This window comes from Paenibacillus sp. 7523-1 (genome assembly GCF_002276415.1).
GTDB lineage: Bacteria > Bacillota > Bacilli > Paenibacillales > Paenibacillaceae > Paenibacillus > Paenibacillus illinoisensis_A.
In genome coordinates, this window is sequence record NZ_NPBR01000013.1 from 331,953 (window position 1) to 353,052 (window position 21,100).

Here is a 21,100-nt window from a genome sequence, read left to right on the forward strand (position 1 = left end):
GTAACCGTCTGATGAGTGACTCCCAAATGTTTGGTTTATTTAGTATCAATCTGAAGTGGCACGATTTGATCGAATTAATAGAAACGAAGCCATTTACTTTTATTAACTGTGCTTTTGTGTTCATTCAAAAATTGGACATTTCACGAAAGAATGGATAAGCAGCAACCTCCAGGGTCTTCGGCAGACCAGGAAACATATTTTCCAGATATACCATAATCTCTCCATGCTCTGTCACCACTTCCTGATAAATAGGTTTACAACCTCCTGCGTAACTTTCCATTCTTCGCATTTTTCCCTGTAATAGTCGAAGCCGGTTGGTGTAATCCGATAATACGTACGCCGTTTCCCGAGACTCTCATCCCTGTAAAAGGATTCAATGTATCCGTTCTTCTCCAACCGGGTGAAGGCGGAATACAGTGTCGTCTCTTTCATGACATACTTTTCCTCTGTTAACTGCCTGATGTTCTTGGAAATCTCGTACCCGTATGACTCCCCTTCCAACAGCATGTATAGAATGAGCGTGTCATTGTAGCCACGTATAACGTCACTGCTGATCAAAAAAGGTAATCCTCCTCTGTTACTTCATCAGTCGTAGTAGTTGAATAATATCATATTTACTACGACAGGTGAAGTAGTTGTTGTTAAAATGGGCAAAAAAATCCGTACCTGCAAAAGGTACGGATTCACTAATGATTTTCAATCGTATTTCTACTCATTTCGGAAACCTCGGCTGCATAACGTATGCCAAGGATTCCTAGGTTCATTGAATAGCTGACAAAACATCCAGCAGCATGGATTTAAACTTCGGCCGATCGATGGCTTCACATACGCGCACGTTAGGTTCTTTGCCGAAACGTCCGTTGATGTCCACTACGCTGTATCCACGCGTGAGTTCTCCTGCGGCTTCCACATCCACGTAATATTGACCGGACTTCGTCATCAGCGATTCGTCTGCTGCTACCGCCATCAGCAGTGTATCCGGGTGTGTGGTGCCATTCAGCTTATGTACTGACTTGTTGAACTGCATAACCACTTTGTTGATCGCTGTGAAGAAATCGGCTCCGGATGTTCCGAGTGCTGCAATTTCTGCATGGTCATCATCATCCATAACGGAATATTGGGTACACATCTCCCAGCCGACCATCGTGGTTGGAATACCGGCATGCAGTACAATTTTGGCAGCTTCAGGGTCAACGTAGAAGTTGTATTCCGCCGCTGGCGTAATGTTGCCCAGTGCATTATTCGTACCGCCCATGATGTAGAGATGAGCAATCTCTGGAATAATCGTCGGGTCCTTTTGAATCGCCATCGCAATGTTGGTCAGGGGTGCAATTGCCAGAAGAGAGATCTCTCCCGGATTGGCATGCACTTTCTCAATGATAAAATCAACCGCGTGGCCGCTTTCGGGACGCTGATCTGCCTTGGGGAAATGCGCGCCGCCCATGCCGTCGTCGCCATGCACATCTTCCACTGTGCGGTGCTGCGCCTGCCCGTAGGCCATCAGCGGTCGTTCGCATCCTTTGTATACAGGCACCTTGCCGCCATGTCCAGCAACCTGCACGGTGTACAGAGCATTTTCAACCTCTTGGTCAAACTGGACGTTACCGCCCGTAATCGTGATGCCTTCCACTTGGAAGTGGTGCAGTGCTGTCAGGATCGCAATTGTATCGTCTCCTGCTGTATCTGTATCAATGATGACTTTTCTCATGATGCCGCGCTCCTTCTTCCGTTTAATATTCATTTAGAACGAACATATAAGAAATACACACTTGCACTCCAAGTACAGAACAATCTTACGATCGCTGTTATCCTCAGATTTTTTTATACCTTCTGAAAAGGTGAAAATCCGATGATAAAGGCGAACGCTTCGCTTCTCCAGATTTTTTCTGTCCTCTTCATACCTGTGTAATTATTATATTCCCTCTAAATTATCATGTATCGCTAGGGTACATTTTACATCAAAAACGTACCGATGACGATGGAAACGCCGATGATAATGGAACGTAGCAGCTGTGCTACCGCCAGATTGCCTCTTGCGATTTCATCGCATACACGCATTTTCGGCGTCAGGAAATCAAATATAATATAGACCAGACCCAAAATTATGATCCCTAATGCAGACCAGAGCAGCATATCAAGCCATGAGTGCGTGGAGAAAGACACCATACCAACAATGATGCACAGTCCCAGCAGCTTGCTGCCCATGTACATGCCCGCCGCTTCGTTGCCTTTGGCAATTTCCTCACTATCGTTATAGCGGGTCAGTTTGCTAAAAGCAAAATACCCACATACCAATACCACCAGCAGAATGCCGATACCCACCGCCACATTCAGCAGGTTCAATCCCAATTTATCCATTCCTACTCCTCCTCATCATCCAGTACGTTTATTGACCGCAGCCGCACAATAATAGGCCATATCTCCGGTTACTTTCTCCCCTATCCGGGGCAGTACACCGGCGAAACGCCCCCCTATGACAAACACGCCTGTCAGCAGATAGCCACTATATTCCCCGTCTTCTGTCACGATGCTTGCCTGTTCCATGGGAAACAGCTGCTGATAAATCTTCGGTTGGTTATTATAATACGCAGCGATTTCTTCATCTTCGTCCTGGCCTGTTCCTGCCGCGTTACTCTCCGTTCCTTCACCCAGCAGCAGTGTGCCTCGGCCCTCACGGCCCCAATAGCTTTTCTCGACATAAGGAGTGGACTCCAGTTCAAAAGGTCCTGCTTCGAAATAAGTGGGCAACAGATACCGCGAAATGGACTCAAGCTCCGCATCCGTAAACAACCGAAAACCGCAGTACTCCGGTGTCTGTTCATTGCGCTCATACAGTGACCAGATCGCAGCCATGAAGCCTTTGCTCTGCATCAGGACATGCTGTACGGGGTTCATCAGCCCAAGCCGGCCTTCCTGTACCAGTGCAAGCAGTGCTGCACCGATGTCCACACCTGTTGTCTCATCCCGATCATCAACGAGATACTCCAGCGGATACAGACGATACAGCAGCTGAATCTCGTGTCCATCATGATACAGTGCCTCTCCGGGAACAATCTCAAGTTCCTCCAGAGGAGCATAACGCACCTCATATCCAGCCTCCTGGCAGCGTCTCATCAGATATTCCGTATTGGTCCGATCCTCCACATGCTCACCAAATGAAGTAAATGTCACTGGTCCTCGCAGCCCTTGCTCGGCATAAGACTCCAGCCACCTGCGGAAGCATTCCCGGATGCAGGCATCCATGTCTGCTGATGGCGCCCTGAAGTCATCACGTTCGGCCATGCCCACCATCATGCGCTCCAGCACTGCAGCTTCAGGTATGCCCGTAGGCGTGTCAGTATTGTTTTCGATACACTTGAACCCCGCCTCACCGATGATCCAGTCCTGACGCGTAATACCACCCGTCACTGTCTCCATCCTTGCTGTCGCAACGAGCCCTGGATGAATACCCAGCTGCTGCTCCAGAAAGCTATCCGGCATGTATTGCTGGATAAACCGCATGACTTTGCCGTATATTCCATCAACCTGTGCAGCGGCATGCTGCAATTCCATCATTTCTTGAGGCGTATACAGGGTTAGTGAGGGTACACAATATTGCTTGCCATACATCCGGTGATATGGAACATGCTGCCCTGCTTCGCCCGCAAACACCTCTTCGTGTCCATATGGCAATGAGTGGATATGCCTCATATCCATTAGCCCCCCGAACTGCGGAAGAAGCTGCCAAATCCGCTCGATTTGGACTTCGAGCTACTATAGGAGCTGTTCTTACTACTGCTGCTGCCACCGTATGAACCGCCATAATAATAATGCCCACTGCTGGAATCATACTCACATCCGGTGTCATAATCCGGGTCGCACTCGTCATTGCTGCCGCAGCCCGACAATACCGCGGGTACAGCCAGCATCAGGGAAAAGGCAACCAGCTTTGCCTTTGACCCGGGTTTCGATGAATGGTACCGCTCTTCTTCTGTCATTACAGGTCTACCTCCTTCATAAAAAACAACACTTTCCGGCGATCCGCATCCAGCACCGAATACACGAATTCATACGTCGTTCCGTTACGAACCATATAATGGTCCAGCAGCCGCTCGGCGAGTTCCATCGTGTACGAGGACGAATCTGCAAGTTCCAACTCCTGAAATGCCTTTCCATTCCACAGCATGTACTCTGCGCTGTACATCGAGGAGACTTTGCACATGGCCAGTGCAGCGTCCGCAATCGCTGTACCGTAATCTGCTGGCATCTGGCTGTCGTACGCAGTCACATAGATGGCATGATCCCGCAGATCCTCACACTCGTTGGACAGGTGGGCCCACAGTTTGTTTTTCATCAGGGTTGCATCCACCAGTTTGCGCATAAACAGTTCATCCCGGGTAACAGATACGTGCTCCAGCTGCCCGGTCTCAGCCTGCCGATCGTCCGACCAGCTTCGATAAGTCAATGCGTAATAGATAACGATAACCTCCCTTTTGTGTAGCTCTAAGTTGAGCCGCTTCAAAATCATACAAACGTATTTAACGCATGAGAAGGGAAAAAGTTACACTATTCCCTATGACATGTAAATAAGGACATTCGCAACGCACCTTTTGAAGCCTATTGCAGTGTAGGATGACTGTATTCACCATCCAGAAAACAAAAAGGCCGGAGACCATCCTCCGACCTTTCATGTTCGTCCTTGCCTTGACGCACGATCATAATTCAGCCCATTGGGCCAATAACTCATTATATTCACCCGACAGCTGCTCACGCTCATTCCACAGCTGTTCCAGCTCAGCAGAGCTAGCCTGCAATTCAAGCTGGTGGTCGAGCTTCTGAATCTGTGCCTCCAGACGAGCCAGCTTCTGTTCCAGCTGCTCGGCAGACTGTCGTTTCCCCGCTCCGTTCTCTCCTTGGCGAGAATTACGTTGTTCCTTAGATTCGGCACGCTCACGAGGAAGAGCCGGAATCGGAACGGCATGCTGGGCCGCTTCACCTGCTCGCATTTGTAGTTCAAACTTTTTCTCCCGATAGGCTTCATAATCCCCGAGATAGGTGGTCATCTCACCATTCTCCAGCTCCCAGACACGTGAAGCCATACGGTTCACGAAGTAGCGATCATGAGAGATGGCAAGCACCGTGCCTTCAAAGTCAACCAAGGACTCTTCCAGTGCTTCTCTTGAAGCAATGTCCAGGTGGTTCGTTGGTTCATCCAGCAGCAGTACATTCGGCTTGCGATGCACCAGCAGGGATAACCGTAGACGGGTCCACTCCCCGCCAGATAACTGCCCAACCGAGCGGAATACATCTGCCCCATAGAACAGATACCTTGCCAGAATGCCACGTGCTTCGCCTTCTTCCACGCCTGCCTCCAGGCGGAAATGTTCAAGCACGCTCAGCTTCGGATTGGAAGGCTCCTCCTGCTGTGCAAGATAACCAACATCCACCCTTGCTCCCCATTCAAGCTGACCGGAAGTAGCCTGCTCTTCTCCCAGCAGCAGCTTGAACAATGTGGTCTTGCCTGAGCCATTACGTCCAATCAGGGCAACCTTGTCTCCGAACTCCAGCAGCGCTGAAACGCCGCGCAGGATCGGACGTTCTCCGTAAGCCTTCTCCACCTGATCAATCACCGCCACGCGGCGGCCCGTGCGGTCTGTAGGACGCACATCGAAATCTGCATTACGCCGCTCCAGCACAGGCCGCTTCACCTGCTCCATCCGCTCCAGTGCCTTCCGCATCGAAGCGGCTCGCCGGAAGAACTTCTCGTTCCCGCCGATTCGTCCCCATTCCTCCAACTGACGGATTGTTTCCTTCATTTTCTTCATGGCCTTCTGCTGCTCCTTGAACTCCTCAAATTGCTGCAGCAGCCGTTGTTCCTTCACCTTCATGTATTCCGTATAACCGCCTGCTGACGTTTGCGCTTCGCCATCTTCCAGCTCCAGTGTTCGGGTCACCACCCGGTCCAGAAAATAACGGTCATGGGAGATCAGCACGATCGTGCCTGTGTACTCCCGGAGATAGCCTTCCAGCCATTCCACCCGCTCCAGATCAAGGTGATTGGTCGGCTCATCCAGCAGCAGCAGATCAGGACGGACGATCAGCTGTGAAGCAAGTACGACGCGGGTCTGCTCTCCTCCGGAGAGGGAACCGAACCTCCAGCCATAGTGTGCTTTGACAATATCCAGTCCGTCCGCCACCTGATCAATCCGTGCGTCCATCTCATATCCGCCCTCACGTTCAAACTGTTCCTGCAGTGCGGCATATCGTTTCAACAAGCGTTCCAATTGGTCTGGATCTGCTGCATAGTCCGGGTCAGACATCTGCTGCTCCATTTCCTTCATGCGGCTGCGGCACTCCATAAGCGATTTGAATCCCAGAGCCAGCACATCCAGTACCGTATAATCATCCAGTCCTTCTGGTACCTGGGCTACATAGCCGATCCGTGTATCTTTTTTGATCATCAATTGCCCTTCGTCCGGCTGATTCAGCCGGGCCATCAGGCGCATCAGTGTCGTTTTGCCGCTTCCGTTGCGGCCGATAAGGGCGACTTTGTCCCCCTCCATAATTTCAAAAGTAATGCCGTCCAGCACCAGATGTGCTCCGTGGTATTGAGTCAGTTGCTGCGCGCTAATGATCATCATAATAAGGTTCCTCCTATGGTATGGAAGATCCTGACCGCAACACAAAAAGAGCCGCAGAGGTTAGCTCCGCGGCCCTTCAGAATTCAAGCTTAATCGCTTATCGTCCGAATGAGGTCAAGGCAGGCATCTTCTCGCAATGGTTAACTTCCGTATATTCAAAATTGGACAGACTTCTCCCGTTGTCGCGAAAAGTGTGAACAATGCCAGCCATAGCAATCGGCAGCTGGCTAATACGGTTGTTAAGCATCTCGTGATTCACCTGTCTTCACCTCCCTTGTCATAATTAATGACAATATATCACAGACGATTGCATTTCTGCAACCATGTCATGCGCCTATCATCTTCGCCCTTTTTGCAAACGTCACCTCAAATGGCTGCAGTTACTACCTAAGATATGTCATCTTAATATCTGCTAAGGAATCCAAATTTATTTCAATACTCATGTCTCCATGTTCATTGATAGCAATCAGCGTTTTCCCTTTAACACTTAATTTTTTTATGGGATTGGTCTCATCCAAAAAAATACCCCAGACCAAACTGTCGTTTGCGTCTGTGCAGGCAATGAAGCCTTCATTCCCCATTTGGCCATCCCCGCCATAGATTTTCCCACCCTGATAGTCCATACTTGTCCAAGCATCAACTTCAGTCCAATAATCATCGTTATATTTATCAATGCTCTCGATGGTTGTATCACACAGGGGAGTACAGGAGATTGTGCGCTCATTGTTGTTAGGGTTGTAATATTTGCTGATATTTAAGATGATGATGTCTCCATTTGCAAAAGCAATGCAATTCATTCCGGGCAGCTCACGTTGTTCAGCGGACCAGTGTTTCATCATTAGGCTGTTCATCTTGTTATCCTTTCAGTTATTGCATCAAGTCCGTGGCTCCTTCCCCCAAAAACCCGATCATTTCCTTCCCCGACGCTGCAGCACCAAAGCCGTAATGGCAACCGTGATCAACGTCAATAAGCCCGATGTACCCAGAGCTGCACCAAGCAGTGCATACCCGATACCGTTCCATTCACCAATTTCGATGCTGATCATAATTACAATAGCCCCTCCGAGCAAAGTCACACAAGGCAGGATGGACTGAACCCATGTCATTCGGCGGCCCTGGATCCGGTACACAAGCCATTCCATTAACAGCTGTACTGCCCACATGCCAAGCGTCCATAGAATAACGATATCCACAAAATCCTCTCCTCACAGTTGGAGTTTGCTACTCATCAGCTTATTTCAACCAATCTGCAAAAAACGTCTGGTACCCTTCCTTCATAATTGTGCGAGAAAAGGCTCCAAACGCATACTCACGGTTATCCTCCGATACATTGCGCGGTGCAGCAGCTGCCATATTCACCAGCTCAAACCAGTTATCCTCATTGCCTGCAAAGGCATGTGTAGAACGAATATGGCCGTAGCACGCATGCTCAGGCTTCACGATCATTTTGCCCATAGCCATCGCTTCCGTCAGGGGCATCGCAAACGTATCAAACGCAGAGCAGCTCCAATATACCTTGGCAGAGTTCATCAGAGTAAAGACCTCATCCTGGGTCAATGCAAACTGAAGTTTCACATTATCCGGAATGTCATACTTCTTCATGCTCTCCTCATAACGCCGTCCGCCAAATACCATGTACACTTCCTTGTCCGGGTTCTGCCGGGCATATTCCAGCACCAGATCCGGGCGACGATTCGCTTCATCCCGGCCGATCCAGAGCACGCGGTTGTGCACGACCTGACTTGGGTCATAATGGCGGTGTGCCAGTTCCTCATTGAAGCCGATCGGAATGACGCTCACGTCATGTACGCCGAAGTTGCGTCCGAGTTCCGTTTTCAAAAACTCTGTCTGCACAATGGCTTTATCCACCATGCTATAGAATGGCTTCATCATCTCATACCCCGTCAATGCCGGGTCAGGGAAGCTGTGCGGAAAAAGTACACTTTTGGGCAAAAACATTTTCAAAAACGTAAACCCGGATACCGTGTAGATGACATGCTCTATATTTTGGCTATAAATCTGGTCAAGCACGATATCGTAGTTTACCAGATCTCCCTTCTCGTGTTCATAACCGAGCAGCCAGTCATACCCGCTCACATGGCGCTCCGGCGATATAAACACAATATCTACCCCAAGCTCCAGACCGATCTGCTTCAGCCGATCAGCGAATACGCGTGGTCCCTGCGCCTCGGTGAATTGAATTTTGCGCATAACGAGTCCTACTTTACGCATGTTCTGCCCCCTCATGTCTATTCAGTAAATAGCTGGTTCATGCACTGTTCCAGCGTGGTTGACGTCTCATTCCATTGATTGCGCAGCTGCTCCTCCGGCCATACGCAGTCTGCCTTCTGCAGATCCGAATCAATCAAGCGCAGCATCCAGAGCGAGAATACAACGGCATACGCGGCATACCATCTTCGAAAAGAAATTCCCTCGGCCTGCCGCCCGCGCTGCTCCAGCTCGTTCAGATACGTCTGAATGATCCGCTCCCGAAGCTGTGGTGTAACTTGTCTCGGAAACAGCGGATGAGACAGATCCACCAGATGATATACATCCCAGAGGGGCGTATTCAGATGGGCATGTTCCCAATCGATAATGACAAGTCTGCCATTCACATCGGCCATATTACCGGGATGCAGATCCCCGTGACACAGGACAAGCGGAAGTTCTTTGTCAGCTGTTTGAATAAGCACCCTGATCTCGTCCCAAGCAGGTGCAGAGAGCGTCATTCCCAGCTTGGACAGCAATTCATCCGTTGATTCCTGGGCATCCCAGAGTTCCTGCAGCATGTTCCCAATGGACGGCTTCTGGCCTACACGCGGCAGCTCGTCCCATTGGGGTGCCCAGAGCGTGTGCCATTCCGCCATATGTACAGCTGCGGACAGCATTGTATCTTCCTGCAAATCATGCACAAGCGGCCCCAGGTCCTCGTAGATCAGCCAGCTCTGTTCCGGAGCAATGGCTTCGTCCGAGGAATCTATTAGCCTCGGGTAGATAGAAGGCAGTAAGGACAGTACATGCATGGATACCCACCGTTCACGCCCATGCTGTCCCAGATTCGTGAGTGGTTTGAAAATGTAACTCTCTCCGCTGTGGACCGTAAATCGCTCCACATACCTCGCGTTCATCCCCTTATAGAGCCGTTCCCGGCTGGTTATAACCTGTTCATTCAGGGTCCCTTCAGCCGTGACCCAGCCATGAGCATGTTTGTTCATGATTGACACCTTCCATTCGTCTTTCCGTACCTGCTCATTGATATGTTCTATCCATCATACGTTGCTGCGCACATGCCCGCAAGCGTGAAACGAAGTACTCTCGCCCTAAGGAAAACAAAAAAAGACGCACATGAGGATAATCCAAGATTATCGACATGTACGCCTTTTTCTTCGTCATTGCTCGCTCTGCTTCATCATCAATGTCGCAGTTCGTAACTTCCCTATAGCTAGTGGGGCTAAACTTCGACCGACAACCTTTCATAGAAGCGACGAATAACACGCTCTGCCGGTTTACCATACACGCCGTAACCATCATCGGTCAGGGCATTCTTTTCCTGATACAGGTTCGCACTCCAGTCCCATAGACCGAATCCTCGCACCCATTCCCGCTGGCTGGCATGCCTAAACATGGCCTCGTAGAAACGCTCCTGTTCCTCTGCACTGACCACACCTTCCAGGCCCCAGTCATTCGGCACTTGGGCTGATCCACTGCGGCTGGGACAGCCTGCTTCGGCGAAGAAAAAGGGTTTCTTGTAAGGCGCAATCTCCTGTTCTATACGGTCCAGCTGCGCTTCCCAGTCTCCGATGGGATAATATCCGCTCGATGAGATCACATCCACTGCATCCCACCATGTCACATGACCTTCCTGATACTTGTCCGTGTTGTATGACACAAGTCCGGTGTACACCTCACGTACAGCCGCAATCACCTCGCGCCATTCCGCGCTTCGACGCTCGGACTGTACCATCTCGCAGCCAACAATAAACATCTCGCATTTCTCCTGCTCCGCAATGGCTGCATAGTGCTTCTGATAAGCGGTATAACTGCGGAACCAGTCCGTCCACTTCGGCTCACACGGCACATCGATATCAAAAAAGTTAATGTGTGCACGCCACGTGCCATCGTTGCAATTAACGGTTGGTTTCAAAATCACGCGCAGCCCAAGGGTGCGAGCGTAACGAATCATGTCCAGCAATTCGTCATCCTCGACCATATGCTCTCCCCGATACTTCACTTCTACCGCTTGCGGGTGATCCTGGAGTGCCGCCAGCGCAAAAATGACATGTGAACTGCCCGTTCGTTCAGCCATCAGGCGCAGGGACTCTTTGGCTTCCGGTTTACGGAATTCCCCCCTGCCGCTCATCCAGCCAAATGTAAACCCCTTAATGTACTCCATATGCATTGCCTTGTAGAACCCCTTTCAATCTAGAGAAATGTTCAATTATAGCTTGCCTTCCTCACGGTCTCCGGCGATGACTTCGTCCGTCTCAATGACGTAATTTACGATCTCTTCCACGGTGGTATACGCCACGCCAACATACGTATCTGCAGCTCCATAATAGATGGCGATTCGTCCTGTCTCCGCATCATGCAGTGTGGCGCATGGGAAGATGACATTGTCCACAAAACCTTGCTCCTCATACCACTTCTCAGGCGTCAGCACGAAATTGGAGGAACGATATTTTACTTTTGATGGCTCATCCAGATCCAGAATGACTGCACCCATGCTGTATACAAAACCGTTGCACGTTCCGGTGACGCCGTGGTAGAACATCAGCCAGCCTTCAGATGTTTCAATCGGAGCAGGACCGCCGCCAATCTTGACCGATTGCCACCAGCCCTGACCGCCTTTGCTCATGACATGGCGATGCTTGCCCCAGTACACAAGATCCGGACTTTCACTCAGGAAAATGTCGCCGAATGGCGTGTGGCCGCTGTCACTCGGTCTGGACAACATGACATAGTTATCATTGATTTTACGTGGAAACAACACGCCATTGCGGTTGAACGGCAGCATCGGGTTTTCGAGGCGCACGAACGTTTTGAAATCATCCGTTTTGGCCAAGCCCAGCGCTGCACCGTAGAAATCTGTACACCAGATGATATAATACGTGTCTTCTACCTTCATCAGACGCGGATCGTACGCATAGTTCGGCATGAAGGGATCGCCATTCTCATCCACAAAAGGAATTCGTTTCTCTTCAATGGTCCATGAAAGACCATCTTCACTCGAACCCATATGCAGGTGCGGACGGCCATTAATCGTTTCGGCGCGGAACACACCAATGAACTTCCCTTCATAAGGAACAACGGCACTGTTAAAAATGCGGGCAACTCCCTTGACCGGGTTACGCGGAACGACCGGATTGGCTGAATGTCTCCAGACCGGCCCTTCTGTCCCCTCCGGTTTATCCTCCCATGGCATATTGGGCAAGGCTTCTCCAACAATGTGTACGTTTTTTGCATCAACTACTGTCATCGTTTCATTTCTCCCTTCGGTGATAAAGGCGAACACTACGTTTCTCCAGGTTTTTTCTGCCCTCTCCGTTCCAGTGTATTTTCATATTAATTTCATATAGCCTACGTTTTTTATTTCACAGAGCCTTGGGCGAAGCCGTTGTAGATGTACTTCTGTAACAGCAGGAAGATGATCATCGTTGGAATGATGGCAATCATGATGCCAGCGCTGATGACCTCCCACTGGGAACCGAATGGCCCCTTGAATTTGAACAAGGCGGTAGATATGACCTGCAAATCGGTCTTTGGCATGTATAGGAACGGTGTGTAGAAATCGTTGTAGATGTTGACTCCTTTTACGATGATGACCGTAACAATGGCCGGTTTCAGCAAGGGCAAAATAATTTTCCAGTAGATCGTGAAGTAGGAGGCCCCATCCAGCATGGCGGATTCATCGAGTGCATTGGAGATGGAACCCAGGAACTGGAGGAAAATATACACGGCAATGATATCTGTCCCCAGGTACATCACAATGGCTGCCCAGCGGGTGTTGAACAGGTCCAGGGCGTTAATAATCTGGAATGTGGCGACCTGTGTCGTAACACTCGGGATGAGGGTAGCGAGCAGGAACGCGGCAACCATGATTTTTTTTCCTTTAAACTTGAAACGATCCAGCACGTAAGCGATCATGGAGCCCGTTAAAGTCGCACCTACAATGGAAATGATCAGGATAATAATCGTATTCTTGAAACCGACCAGCATGTTGCCGTCCACAAAAGCCTTGGTATAGTTCGCAAAGTTCAGCCAGTTGGCTGGTGGGGCAAGCGGACTGCTCGTGGCATATTCGGCGTTGGTCTTGAGTGATGCAAACAGCACCACAACGATGGGTACAAGCGCAATGAACGCGGCAAGAAGGAGTGAAGCATATTTGAATAGGCTCGCAAGGGTGTATTTGAGTTGATGCACGTTCATTCCTCCCCTTTCATGGTCACACGCTGAACGAGCGTAACGAGAATGACGATGAACAGCAACACAACGGCCATTGCCGATGCCAAGCCCAGTTTGCCGTACTTAAATGCCAAGTGGACAGTCTGGATGACAAAGGTCTCACTTCCGTTGGAGCCGTCGGTCATAATATATGGAATATCGAACGCACTGATTGCGCCGCTAATCGCCAATATCAGGTTAAGTTGCAGGATACGTGTAATACTCGGCAGGATGATATGGCGGAACTGCTGCCAGCGATTGGCCCCGTCAATATCCGAAGCTTCATAGACATCCTTTTGAATGGAAGAGATCGCACCGAGGAAGATGATGAAGTTAAAACCCATGTATCTCCATACGGATGCGCCTGCGAGTGATACGTTAATAATGTTCGGATTCCCCAGCCAGAGCTGGGTATACTGCCCAAGTCCAACCGCCTGCATGAGGGTATCGAGGGTACCGTCCGGTTTGAAGAAAAAGAGGAAGATAAATCCGATCGCTACGCCATTCAGCAGATAGGGAAAGAACAATATCCCTTTGAAAAAGTTTTTGCCTCGAATTTTGAAACTCAGGATCGTTGCAAAGTAAAGGGCCAGGCCCATTTGTATGAACGTGGCAGCAAAATAGTAGAGACTGACAATAAACACTTTGAAATATTCAGGGTCACTGAATATCCGCGTGTAGTTCTCAAACCCAACATAGTCGAATCTTTTGCTGTATCCGTTCCAATCGGTGAAGCTGTATTTGAACATGTTAATCACAGGTAAATAAGCAAACGTGAACAGCAATGCCAACGGAATAATTGAGAAGGCACAGATGATAAATATGCGCTGCGCTGAATAACCCCAATTCGAAATCTTTAAGTATTTCATGCTCTCCACACCTCCAAGCGGTTCTGCCGCTTTTATATCGAAAGACTCTCGCCCAATTACGCTGATAAAACCACTACTGAAGATGGCATTTCACATCCGTTAATCAGATGCAAAATGCCTTGCTGAAAAAGGGAATCCCTTCTTCCTTCAGTCCGTGTGCGATGCCTCGCTGTATATCAACGGTGGTCAGACTTACGTATTGCAGTGACAACGATGCATCTGCTGTATACCGCTTACTTCGTGAGTTCTGCCCGCGCTTTCACCCATTTGTCATTCAGGTCCTTCATGATGTCGTCATACGATTCGCTGCGGTTACCGATGGCTGCTTCGATAATGCGTTTCTTGAAGTCCGGCTGCCAGAGGCCGATCTCGCCTTCATTGTCGATTTTATCAACCAAGCCTTCCTGTCCTTCTTTGGCAGGGGTTAATGTGGAGAATGTAACGTCCTTGTATTGATCCAAAATGGGTGGCAGCTCCGCATTTTTGTCTGCGCTCATGCCTCCGCCCTGCTCAACCGCATAGTTTGATTCCGCGAGGAACCAGTCAATCCATGCTTTCGCAGCAGGTTTGTTCTCGCTGTTCACGTTCATGCCGATGTTATAGTCTGCAGCAAGCGGAACGACTACATCACTTGCATTTGTAGGGAATGGCAAGAATCCGATATTATCCGGTGTATCCGTCAAGCCCTGAATTTGCGTAATCGCCCATGATCCCAGCGCCATCGTTGCAATTTTGCCATTTGCAAGGTCAGCCTTGGAGCTTTCCCAATCGGTTGTGGTTGGATCCTTCTCGATCAGGCCATTCTTGGCTGCATCATAGAGCACTTTATACAATTCATAATGCGGCTTGCCGGCCACAAAGTTCTCATCCGTGTTCGGCTGATCAATGTTAACGTAGTCCACACTGCCTGCAACTGTCGCCAGATCAGATTCCCACTGCGTCAAAGCCCAACCGGACGCATAGTTGGTGTACAGAGGAATCGCATCCGTGTTGTCTTTCACAAGTTGGAGTGCTGCCTGGAACTGCTCAGGCGTCTTGGGCACTTCTGTAATGCCGGCATCCTTGAATACCTGCTTGTTATAGATAATTCCAGAGAACGTGATAACTGTTGGGATACCATATACCTGGCCATCGACCATGCGTTCTTCAATCCCTGTGTACTTGTCTTTCAACTCGTCATACGTGCCCAGCGGTTCAAAAAAGTCCGGGATATCGGCAATAGGTACGCTGGTCGGAATCATCAGCACGTCACCGTAGTCTTTGGTACTCATCCGGATTTTCACTTGGCCCTCGTAATCCGCCAGTGACTGGAAGTTAACTTTGACATCCGGATACTCCTTGTTAAATGCTGCTGCGTAATCCTTGAACACGGTATCAACGATATCCGTACGCTGCGTCAAAACGGTAATTTCACCCTTGATATCCGCAGGATCTGTGCTGATTTCCTCCCCTGCCTGTGAAGATTCACCTCCGGAAGAACAAGCTGCGAGTAGTGAAGTAATGAGCAGCATGGTAAGCAGAAGCATCCAGCCTTTGTTTTTCTTCAATTGATTCGACCCCTTTGCTAAGTTAATTTAAGTTATCGTTAAGGTTACAAAATGGATTTTATTATGGTAACGCTTACCTGTCAATTAATTTATTTATTACTTAACAAAAATTTTTCATAAATGATTCGTTGACAACGTCTATATCCGAATCTAATATTATTAAATAAAGTTACCGATAACTTAACTAAACTTGATCCTGTAATTCGAAGGGGCGCTTACTTATGACGAACAGCAGTGACATCCGGACTGAAATAAAAGAACACTGGGAAGGACATATTTTGCCATTCTGGTCTGCCCTCAAGGACCATAACCACGGCGGATACTATGGTTGGGTTGCCAATGATCTTCAGGTCGACCCTCTCGCTCCCAAAGGCGGAATCGCCACGGCACGACAGCTGTGGTCTTTTGCAGCAGCTTACCGGGTGACGGGAAATGAAATCTGGCGCGATCACGCAGAACACGCCTACCGTTTTCTTGCGGACCATGTCTTTGATACGGAATTCGGCGGCATGTATTGGATGGTGGATGCCCAAGGAGCACCACTCGATACAAGTAAACATGTGTATACGCAATCCTTCGGGGTGTATTCACTGAGCGAGTACTACCGTGCTACTGGGGATGCATCTGCTTTGGAACTTGCAAAAACGCTTTTTGCTCTGATTGAGGATAAGGGCCTGAATGCAGAATTACCTGCGTATAAGGAACAATTCGACCGCTTCTGGAATGAACAACCGAATGAAATGCTGAGCGAGAATGGCGTGATTGCGGATTACACGATGAATACACATATCCATGTGCTGGAGGCCTACACCACCCTCTACCGAGTATGGCCGGATCAGCAGGTAAGAGCGGCACTAGAACGCCTGCTCGGCATCTTGTATGAACGGGTGTACGACAAGAACACGAAGTTTCTCGGGGTATTTTTCAACAAGGCGTGGGAATCCATTATCGATCTGCAATCCTTCGGGCATGACATTGAAGCCAGCTGGCTAATTGACGACACGTTGAGAGTGCTGGGGCTGGATCAACACCCGGAGTATTCCGCGATGGTGACGGATATTGCCTATAACATCTCCAATGTGGCCGTACAGGCCGACGGCTCTCTTATGAATGAACAAGAAGGAACTCATGTGGATGAGAAACGGATATGGTGGGTGCAGGCAGAGGCGATGGTCGGCTTCTATAACGCCTATCAGCGTACTGGCGACCCTTTGTTTCTGGAGAGAGTGAACCGCTTGTGGGCATATACGAAGGAACATATTATTGATCGCCGTGCTGGCGGGGAATGGTACTGGTCGGTAGACGGGGACGGCATTCCGGATCAGAGTGAAATTGCAGGACCATGGAAATGCCCGTATCACAATAGCAGGTTTTGTATTGAACTAATCGAGAGGATGGGATAACGATGATACACCCAAAGTACAAGGAGTTACTGGAGCAACAGGAGCAGCTGCTTACACGCCAAAATGAGATTGATCCTACATTCTACAACGGTGTATATGATCGGTATCGTTATCCGGTGATTACTCGCCATCACGTGCCGCTCCACTGGAGATTCGATCTGGATGAAACGACCAACCCCCATTTCATGGAGCGCCTGGGTATTAACGCTACGCTTAATCCGGGGGCCATCTACTTCAATGGCAAATACGTGATGGTCATCCGAACCGAGGGATTGGACCGCAAATCGATCTTTGCTCTGGCTGAGAGCGACAACGGCATCGACGGATTCCGCTTCACGGGCAAGCCATTAGTGTGGGAAGACATCGATGCAGAAGAGACCAACCAATATGATATGCGATTGGTGCAGCATGAAGATGGCTGGATCTACGGCATTTATTGCTCTGAGCGCAAAGACCCCGAAGCTCCGGCATTTGATACGTCCAGCGCGGTGGCACAGGCAGGTCTTGTGCGCACACGAGATCTGGTTAGCTGGGAGCGCCTGCCCAACATTACGACAAGCTCACCACAACAGCGGAATGTGGTTCTGCACCCGGAGTTTGTAGATGGCAAATATGCATTTTACACCCGTCCTCAGGACGGATTCATCTCCACTGGCAGCGGCGGTGGAATCGCCTTCGGTCTGTGTGATGATATTCTGAATCCGGTTATTGACAAAGAAACCATTATCGACGAGCGCAAATATCATACGGTATACGAAGTGAAAAACGGCCAGGGACCTGCCCCGCTCAAGACAGATCGCGGCTGGATTCACATTGCGCACGGGGTACGCAACACGGCGGCGGGTCTGCGTTATGTACTGTACACATTCGCCACGGATCTGAATGATCCGGCACGAATCATTGCCAAGCCGGGCGGGCATTTCATTGCACCTTATGACGACGAGCGCGTAGGCGATGTATCCAATGTTATTTTTTGCAACGGTGCGGTGGTCAATGAACAGGGTAAGGTCTTCATTTATTACGCATCCAGCGATACCCGTTGTCATGTCGCCACAACGACGCTGGATAAACTGGTCGATTACACCTTCAACACCCCGGCCGATCCGTATCGTTCCCTGGATTGTGCCAGCCAGCGTGGTGATCTGATCGAACGGAATTTGGAACTTTTGCAAAAACAATCGTTTTAATATGAAGACCAACCTTCAACCATAAAACGCAAGATGCTGAAAAATTAGCGCAGATCCTGCCAGAATTTCTTTATTCCATGTGGGTAACGATGTATACTAATATGGATGGTTATTATGTTTAAGTAAGCGCTAATCATAATGACAGCACATTGTATGTAAACCGGCTTGAAGGAGGCGACCAAAGCTGAAGAACAATATCACCATGCGGGATATCGCCGACAAGCTCGGAGTTAGCAGTGTGACGGTCTCGAAAGCATTGAATGATAAAGATGGCGTCAGTGGCGAATTGAAGGAAAAAATTAAAGTGCTTGCCGTTCAGATGGGCTATCGGTATAATGCCGCAGCCCGCTCGATGAAGGAAGGCTTAACTCATAATATAGGCGTTATTATCCCGGAGCGTTTTACGGGTCCTACCCAATCGTTCTACGTACGTGTATTCCAGCGCATCACCAAGCATTTGGAGGACCAAGGATACTATGGTATTCTGCACATTCTGAATGGTCAGGACGAAGAGGATCTAACACTGCCCAAACTATACAGCGACAGCAAAGTGGATGGGTTCATTGTGCTTGGGCAGATCAGCAAAGAGTATATCGAACTGGTGCAATCGATGGACGTTCCCAAAATGTTTCTTGATTTCTACGACGAGCACGCGGATATCGATTCTGTCGTTACCGATAACTTTTACGCTGCTTACGAGCTGACCAACGTTCTGGTCCAGCAGGGACACCGACGTATTGCTTATGTCGGGAATCTATACTCTACAAGCAGTATTCAGGATCGATTCCTTGGATATTACAAATCATTGCTGGAGCATCGGTTGCCGATGAATCAGGATCTTGTGCTTAACGACAGGGATGAGCGGGGTACGTTCATTGAGATCGATCTGCCCGAGCAGCTGCCGACGGCTTTTGTATGCAACTGCGATCAGGTCGCTCATTTAGTCGTTCAGAAACTGACCTCCTTGGGGATACAGGTGCCCGCACAATGCTCCGTGGTTGGTTTCGATAACGATATCTATGCCACCCTCTCCGACCCCCAACTAACTACGGTTGAAGTCGATGTGGAACAGATGGCGCGCACGGCGGTTCAATCCATGCTCAAAAAGATTGATAACCCAAGTCGCAGCTTCGGACGTGTACATGTGAAGGGCAATATCATTTATCGTGATTCCGTGAGTGCTGCACCTGCCTCTCAGGATGATGGATTGGTTTAACGAAGAATTTCTGTTACTTAAAAAGAGTGCTCCCGGCCATGGTGGCTGCAGGAGCACTCTTTATTTATAAATAAAGCGGTGAAGCGGGTTGGCATCCCCCACCCCTCAGTCACTCATCACCTTACCTGCTGCATTGGGTTTCTAGTAGCTCGTCTTCAGCCAATTGTCTTTGGACCAGGTTAATTTGCCTGCACCCGCTCCACTTGATCCCGTCAGTCGGGCATTCAGTGTCGCTGGGTCATCCATATTGTAGCTGTAAGGAAGGGACGAAAATCCGTTCCAGGAGAAGCCCTTCACTGCAGCCGGTACCGGGCTGAGCGGACTGCCAGAAGTATCACTGCTACCGCGGAATGAGCTTCCATCCAGCGAATACATCGTATCCGTCACTCGAATCTTGCCTGTATACGCGGCATCGGCCGGGTCCGTCTGATTATTGCGAACCGGGAACTGTACGTCTTGAATCACCGATTTCTCCACCAGCACCGCCCCGCTCTCTGTGGAGATGGCCCCGTTGCTGATGATATCAAAATGATAGCCTTTGGACGAGATCGCAGCAGCCATTGCCGACGTGATTCTGGATTTGGCCGCACGCGCTCCTGTCGCATCCATCACGATATTGTAGGCATGAGCGTTCCCTCCACGCAGGCGTGGCATGCGATCCTGAATGTCCTTGTACAGATTATGGTGCAGAGTCATGGACAGGTTGGCATTCGCTGATTCGAAGCTCGTTGAGCCGACCAAATGTCCTTTTTTCTGAGGGGACGAAATGGCAATGATATCGGCTTTGCTGAGTCCAACCGCGCTGCTGCGCAGGTAGTTGTACATCGGATAGGATGCTTTGTTCGCTTCCAGCTCATTGATCTGCTGGGTAACCCAGCTGTTCGCGCTGCCGTCATCCCCTTTGAACAGAGACCAGGAAATGGTCACACCGCTGGTTCCCTTTTTCGAATCCACAAGCCCGTCGTAGGCTTTATTGAATGTGCAGTGGTCAATCCATACATTACTGTTCTCTTCAAGGGTGATATAATCCCAGTCGTTTTTGTCATAATCGCCCTTGGTTGCTTCATCCCATTCCCATAACTCGTCAAATTCAAGGTTACGAATGATAACATTCGAACTGCGTTTGACGCTGATGGCTGCATGTTTGATCTTAGCCCCGTTAGCGGAGAAAATGGTCAGGCCATTGAAGCTATCGATCGTCAGCTTGCTTACGCCCGTCTGCTTCAGTACGGGATGAGTCAGTGCATCATTATGCTTCGCAAAAGGGGATGTCTGGGCAGTGCTCGGAATTTCGTTCCACCCCAGATTCAGGTCGTTCATGATCTCGACGACTTTGACACCGGAGTTCTTTTTCAACGCTGCAGCCAAATCCGCTGCATTATAGACCTTTTTATACTTGGACGTATCCGATTCGCTGATGGAACCCCCGCCCGTGTTCCCTTGGGAGAAACCTGTAAGATTGTAATCTGCGTTTCCTGCTGCCTGTACACTTATTGGGCCAGACAGTAGGGTCAGCCCCAATGTAAGAGCCAGTGCGGCGCTGCACCATGTTCGAATCCTGCTTTTCATCAAACCATTCCTCCCTGAATTATAATGAGCATGTCCGTCCATTCCTGCCAGTGCATGTCATGAAGGACATGTCCACAATGTACATCCTGGAAGCGATTACAACAATAATCCCTATTTTAGGTTCGTGATAACCGTTGTCGGTGCTGCATGGATGCTGCATGGAGTGTACTCTAGGCAACCACCAATCGTACGCAATTAACTTCTAAGGAAGTTCTTCAGGGATAAGGAAAAGCAATGAAACCGAAACT

General features: G+C 49.5%; 22 protein-coding genes. 3 read left to right on the forward strand and 19 right to left on the reverse strand.

All coding sequences use genetic code 11. The annotated features are described in order from the left end of the window. Positions 1-231: 231 nt before the first annotated feature. The 18 genes from CHH60_RS16560 to CHH60_RS16635 all read right to left on the reverse strand — a co-directional run bounded on the left by CHH60_RS16560 (position 232) and on the right by CHH60_RS16635 (position 15,477). Positions 232-558, reverse strand: coding sequence for a PadR family transcriptional regulator (locus CHH60_RS16560; protein WP_095360155.1), 327 nt, complete (start codon positions 556-558; stop codon positions 232-234). Between the two features lie 19 nt (positions 559-577). Continuing rightward, positions 578-700 (reverse strand): hypothetical protein, encoded by a 123-nt coding sequence (locus CHH60_RS30265; RefSeq protein WP_255247959.1) that lies wholly within the window; start codon positions 698-700, stop codon positions 578-580. A gap of 60 nt (positions 701-760) precedes the next feature. Beyond that, positions 761-1,708: a nucleoside hydrolase gene (locus CHH60_RS16565; protein ID WP_095360156.1), complete on the reverse strand. Its 948-nt coding sequence runs from the start codon at positions 1,706-1,708 to the stop codon at positions 761-763. Between the two features lie 245 nt (positions 1,709-1,953). Next, the gene (locus tag CHH60_RS16570) at positions 1,954-2,358 is read right to left on the reverse strand and encodes a DUF350 domain-containing protein (RefSeq protein ID WP_095360157.1); all 405 of its coding nucleotides are present in this window, start codon (positions 2,356-2,358) and stop codon (positions 1,954-1,956) included. 15 nt (positions 2,359-2,373) lie between these two features. Further along, positions 2,374-3,690: a glutathionylspermidine synthase family protein gene (locus tag CHH60_RS16575; RefSeq protein ID WP_176476090.1), complete on the reverse strand. Its 1,317-nt coding sequence runs from the start codon at positions 3,688-3,690 to the stop codon at positions 2,374-2,376. Positions 3,691-3,695: 5 nt separating this feature from the next. Beyond that, positions 3,696-3,977: a hypothetical protein gene (locus CHH60_RS16580; RefSeq protein WP_095360159.1), complete on the reverse strand. Its 282-nt coding sequence runs from the start codon at positions 3,975-3,977 to the stop codon at positions 3,696-3,698. Continuing rightward, entirely contained in the window at positions 3,977-4,507 is a 531-nt protein-coding gene (locus CHH60_RS16585; protein WP_255247960.1) for a hypothetical protein, read from the reverse strand. The genes CHH60_RS16580 and CHH60_RS16585 overlap by 1 nt, the downstream gene beginning before the upstream one ends. Positions 4,508-4,694: 187 nt before the next feature. Continuing rightward, positions 4,695-6,620, reverse strand: coding sequence for a ribosomal protection-like ABC-F family protein (abc-f, locus tag CHH60_RS16590; protein WP_095360161.1), 1,926 nt, complete (start codon positions 6,618-6,620; stop codon positions 4,695-4,697). A 97-nt stretch (positions 6,621-6,717) separates the two neighbouring features. After that, a complete protein-coding gene (locus CHH60_RS29820) occupies positions 6,718-6,879 on the reverse strand; it encodes a hypothetical protein (RefSeq protein WP_176476091.1) in 162 nt (53 codons plus the stop codon). A 124-nt stretch (positions 6,880-7,003) separates the two neighbouring features. Then, positions 7,004-7,459, reverse strand: a complete 456-nt coding sequence (locus CHH60_RS16595; protein WP_255247961.1) for a hypothetical protein — start codon at positions 7,457-7,459, stop codon at positions 7,004-7,006. A gap of 69 nt (positions 7,460-7,528) precedes the next feature. Beyond that, on the reverse strand, positions 7,529-7,813 hold the full coding sequence (locus CHH60_RS16600; protein WP_095360163.1) for a hypothetical protein: 285 nt from the start codon (positions 7,811-7,813) through the stop codon (positions 7,529-7,531). A 40-nt stretch (positions 7,814-7,853) separates the two neighbouring features. Then, a complete protein-coding gene (locus CHH60_RS16605; protein WP_095360164.1) occupies positions 7,854-8,852 on the reverse strand; it encodes a glycosyltransferase in 999 nt (332 codons plus the stop codon). A 17-nt stretch (positions 8,853-8,869) separates the two neighbouring features. Further along, positions 8,870-9,835, reverse strand: a complete 966-nt coding sequence (locus CHH60_RS16610; RefSeq protein WP_095360165.1) for a phosphotransferase family protein — start codon at positions 9,833-9,835, stop codon at positions 8,870-8,872. A 236-nt stretch (positions 9,836-10,071) separates the two neighbouring features. Continuing rightward, entirely contained in the window at positions 10,072-11,013 is a 942-nt protein-coding gene (locus tag CHH60_RS16615; protein ID WP_095360343.1) for a glycoside hydrolase family 113, read from the reverse strand. A 45-nt stretch (positions 11,014-11,058) separates the two neighbouring features. Continuing rightward, the gene (locus tag CHH60_RS16620) at positions 11,059-12,096 is read right to left on the reverse strand and encodes a glycoside hydrolase family 130 protein (RefSeq protein WP_095360166.1); all 1,038 of its coding nucleotides are present in this window, start codon (positions 12,094-12,096) and stop codon (positions 11,059-11,061) included. Between the two features lie 110 nt (positions 12,097-12,206). Continuing rightward, on the reverse strand, positions 12,207-13,046 hold the full coding sequence (locus CHH60_RS16625; RefSeq protein ID WP_418039757.1) for a carbohydrate ABC transporter permease: 840 nt from the start codon (positions 13,044-13,046) through the stop codon (positions 12,207-12,209). Continuing rightward, a complete protein-coding gene (locus tag CHH60_RS16630; protein WP_095290862.1) occupies positions 13,043-13,930 on the reverse strand; it encodes a carbohydrate ABC transporter permease in 888 nt (295 codons plus the stop codon). The genes CHH60_RS16625 and CHH60_RS16630 overlap by 4 nt, the downstream gene beginning before the upstream one ends. A 233-nt stretch (positions 13,931-14,163) precedes the next feature. Continuing rightward, positions 14,164-15,477, reverse strand: coding sequence for an ABC transporter substrate-binding protein (locus CHH60_RS16635; RefSeq protein WP_095360168.1), 1,314 nt, complete (start codon positions 15,475-15,477; stop codon positions 14,164-14,166). Positions 15,478-15,698: 221 nt separating this feature from the next. Between CHH60_RS16635 and CHH60_RS16640 the strand changes: the two genes are divergently transcribed. The 3 genes from CHH60_RS16640 (at position 15,699) to CHH60_RS16650 (ending at position 19,283) form a co-directional block, all read left to right on the forward strand. Further along, a complete protein-coding gene (locus CHH60_RS16640) occupies positions 15,699-16,880 on the forward strand; it encodes an AGE family epimerase/isomerase (protein WP_095360169.1) in 1,182 nt (393 codons plus the stop codon). Positions 16,881-16,882: 2 nt separating this feature from the next. Continuing rightward, the gene (locus tag CHH60_RS16645; protein ID WP_095360170.1) at positions 16,883-18,067 is read left to right on the forward strand and encodes a glycoside hydrolase family 130 protein; all 1,185 of its coding nucleotides are present in this window, start codon (positions 16,883-16,885) and stop codon (positions 18,065-18,067) included. A 202-nt stretch (positions 18,068-18,269) separates the two neighbouring features. Further along, positions 18,270-19,283 carry a LacI family DNA-binding transcriptional regulator gene (locus CHH60_RS16650; protein ID WP_095360171.1) on the forward strand — a complete coding sequence of 338 codons (1,014 nt, stop codon included), beginning with the start codon at positions 18,270-18,272 and terminating at the stop codon, positions 19,281-19,283. Between the two features lie 141 nt (positions 19,284-19,424). Here CHH60_RS16650 and CHH60_RS16655 read toward each other — a convergent pair whose 3' ends face one another. Next, a complete protein-coding gene (locus CHH60_RS16655; protein ID WP_095360172.1) occupies positions 19,425-20,852 on the reverse strand; it encodes a pectate lyase family protein in 1,428 nt (475 codons plus the stop codon). Positions 20,853-21,100 lie beyond the last annotated feature (248 nt).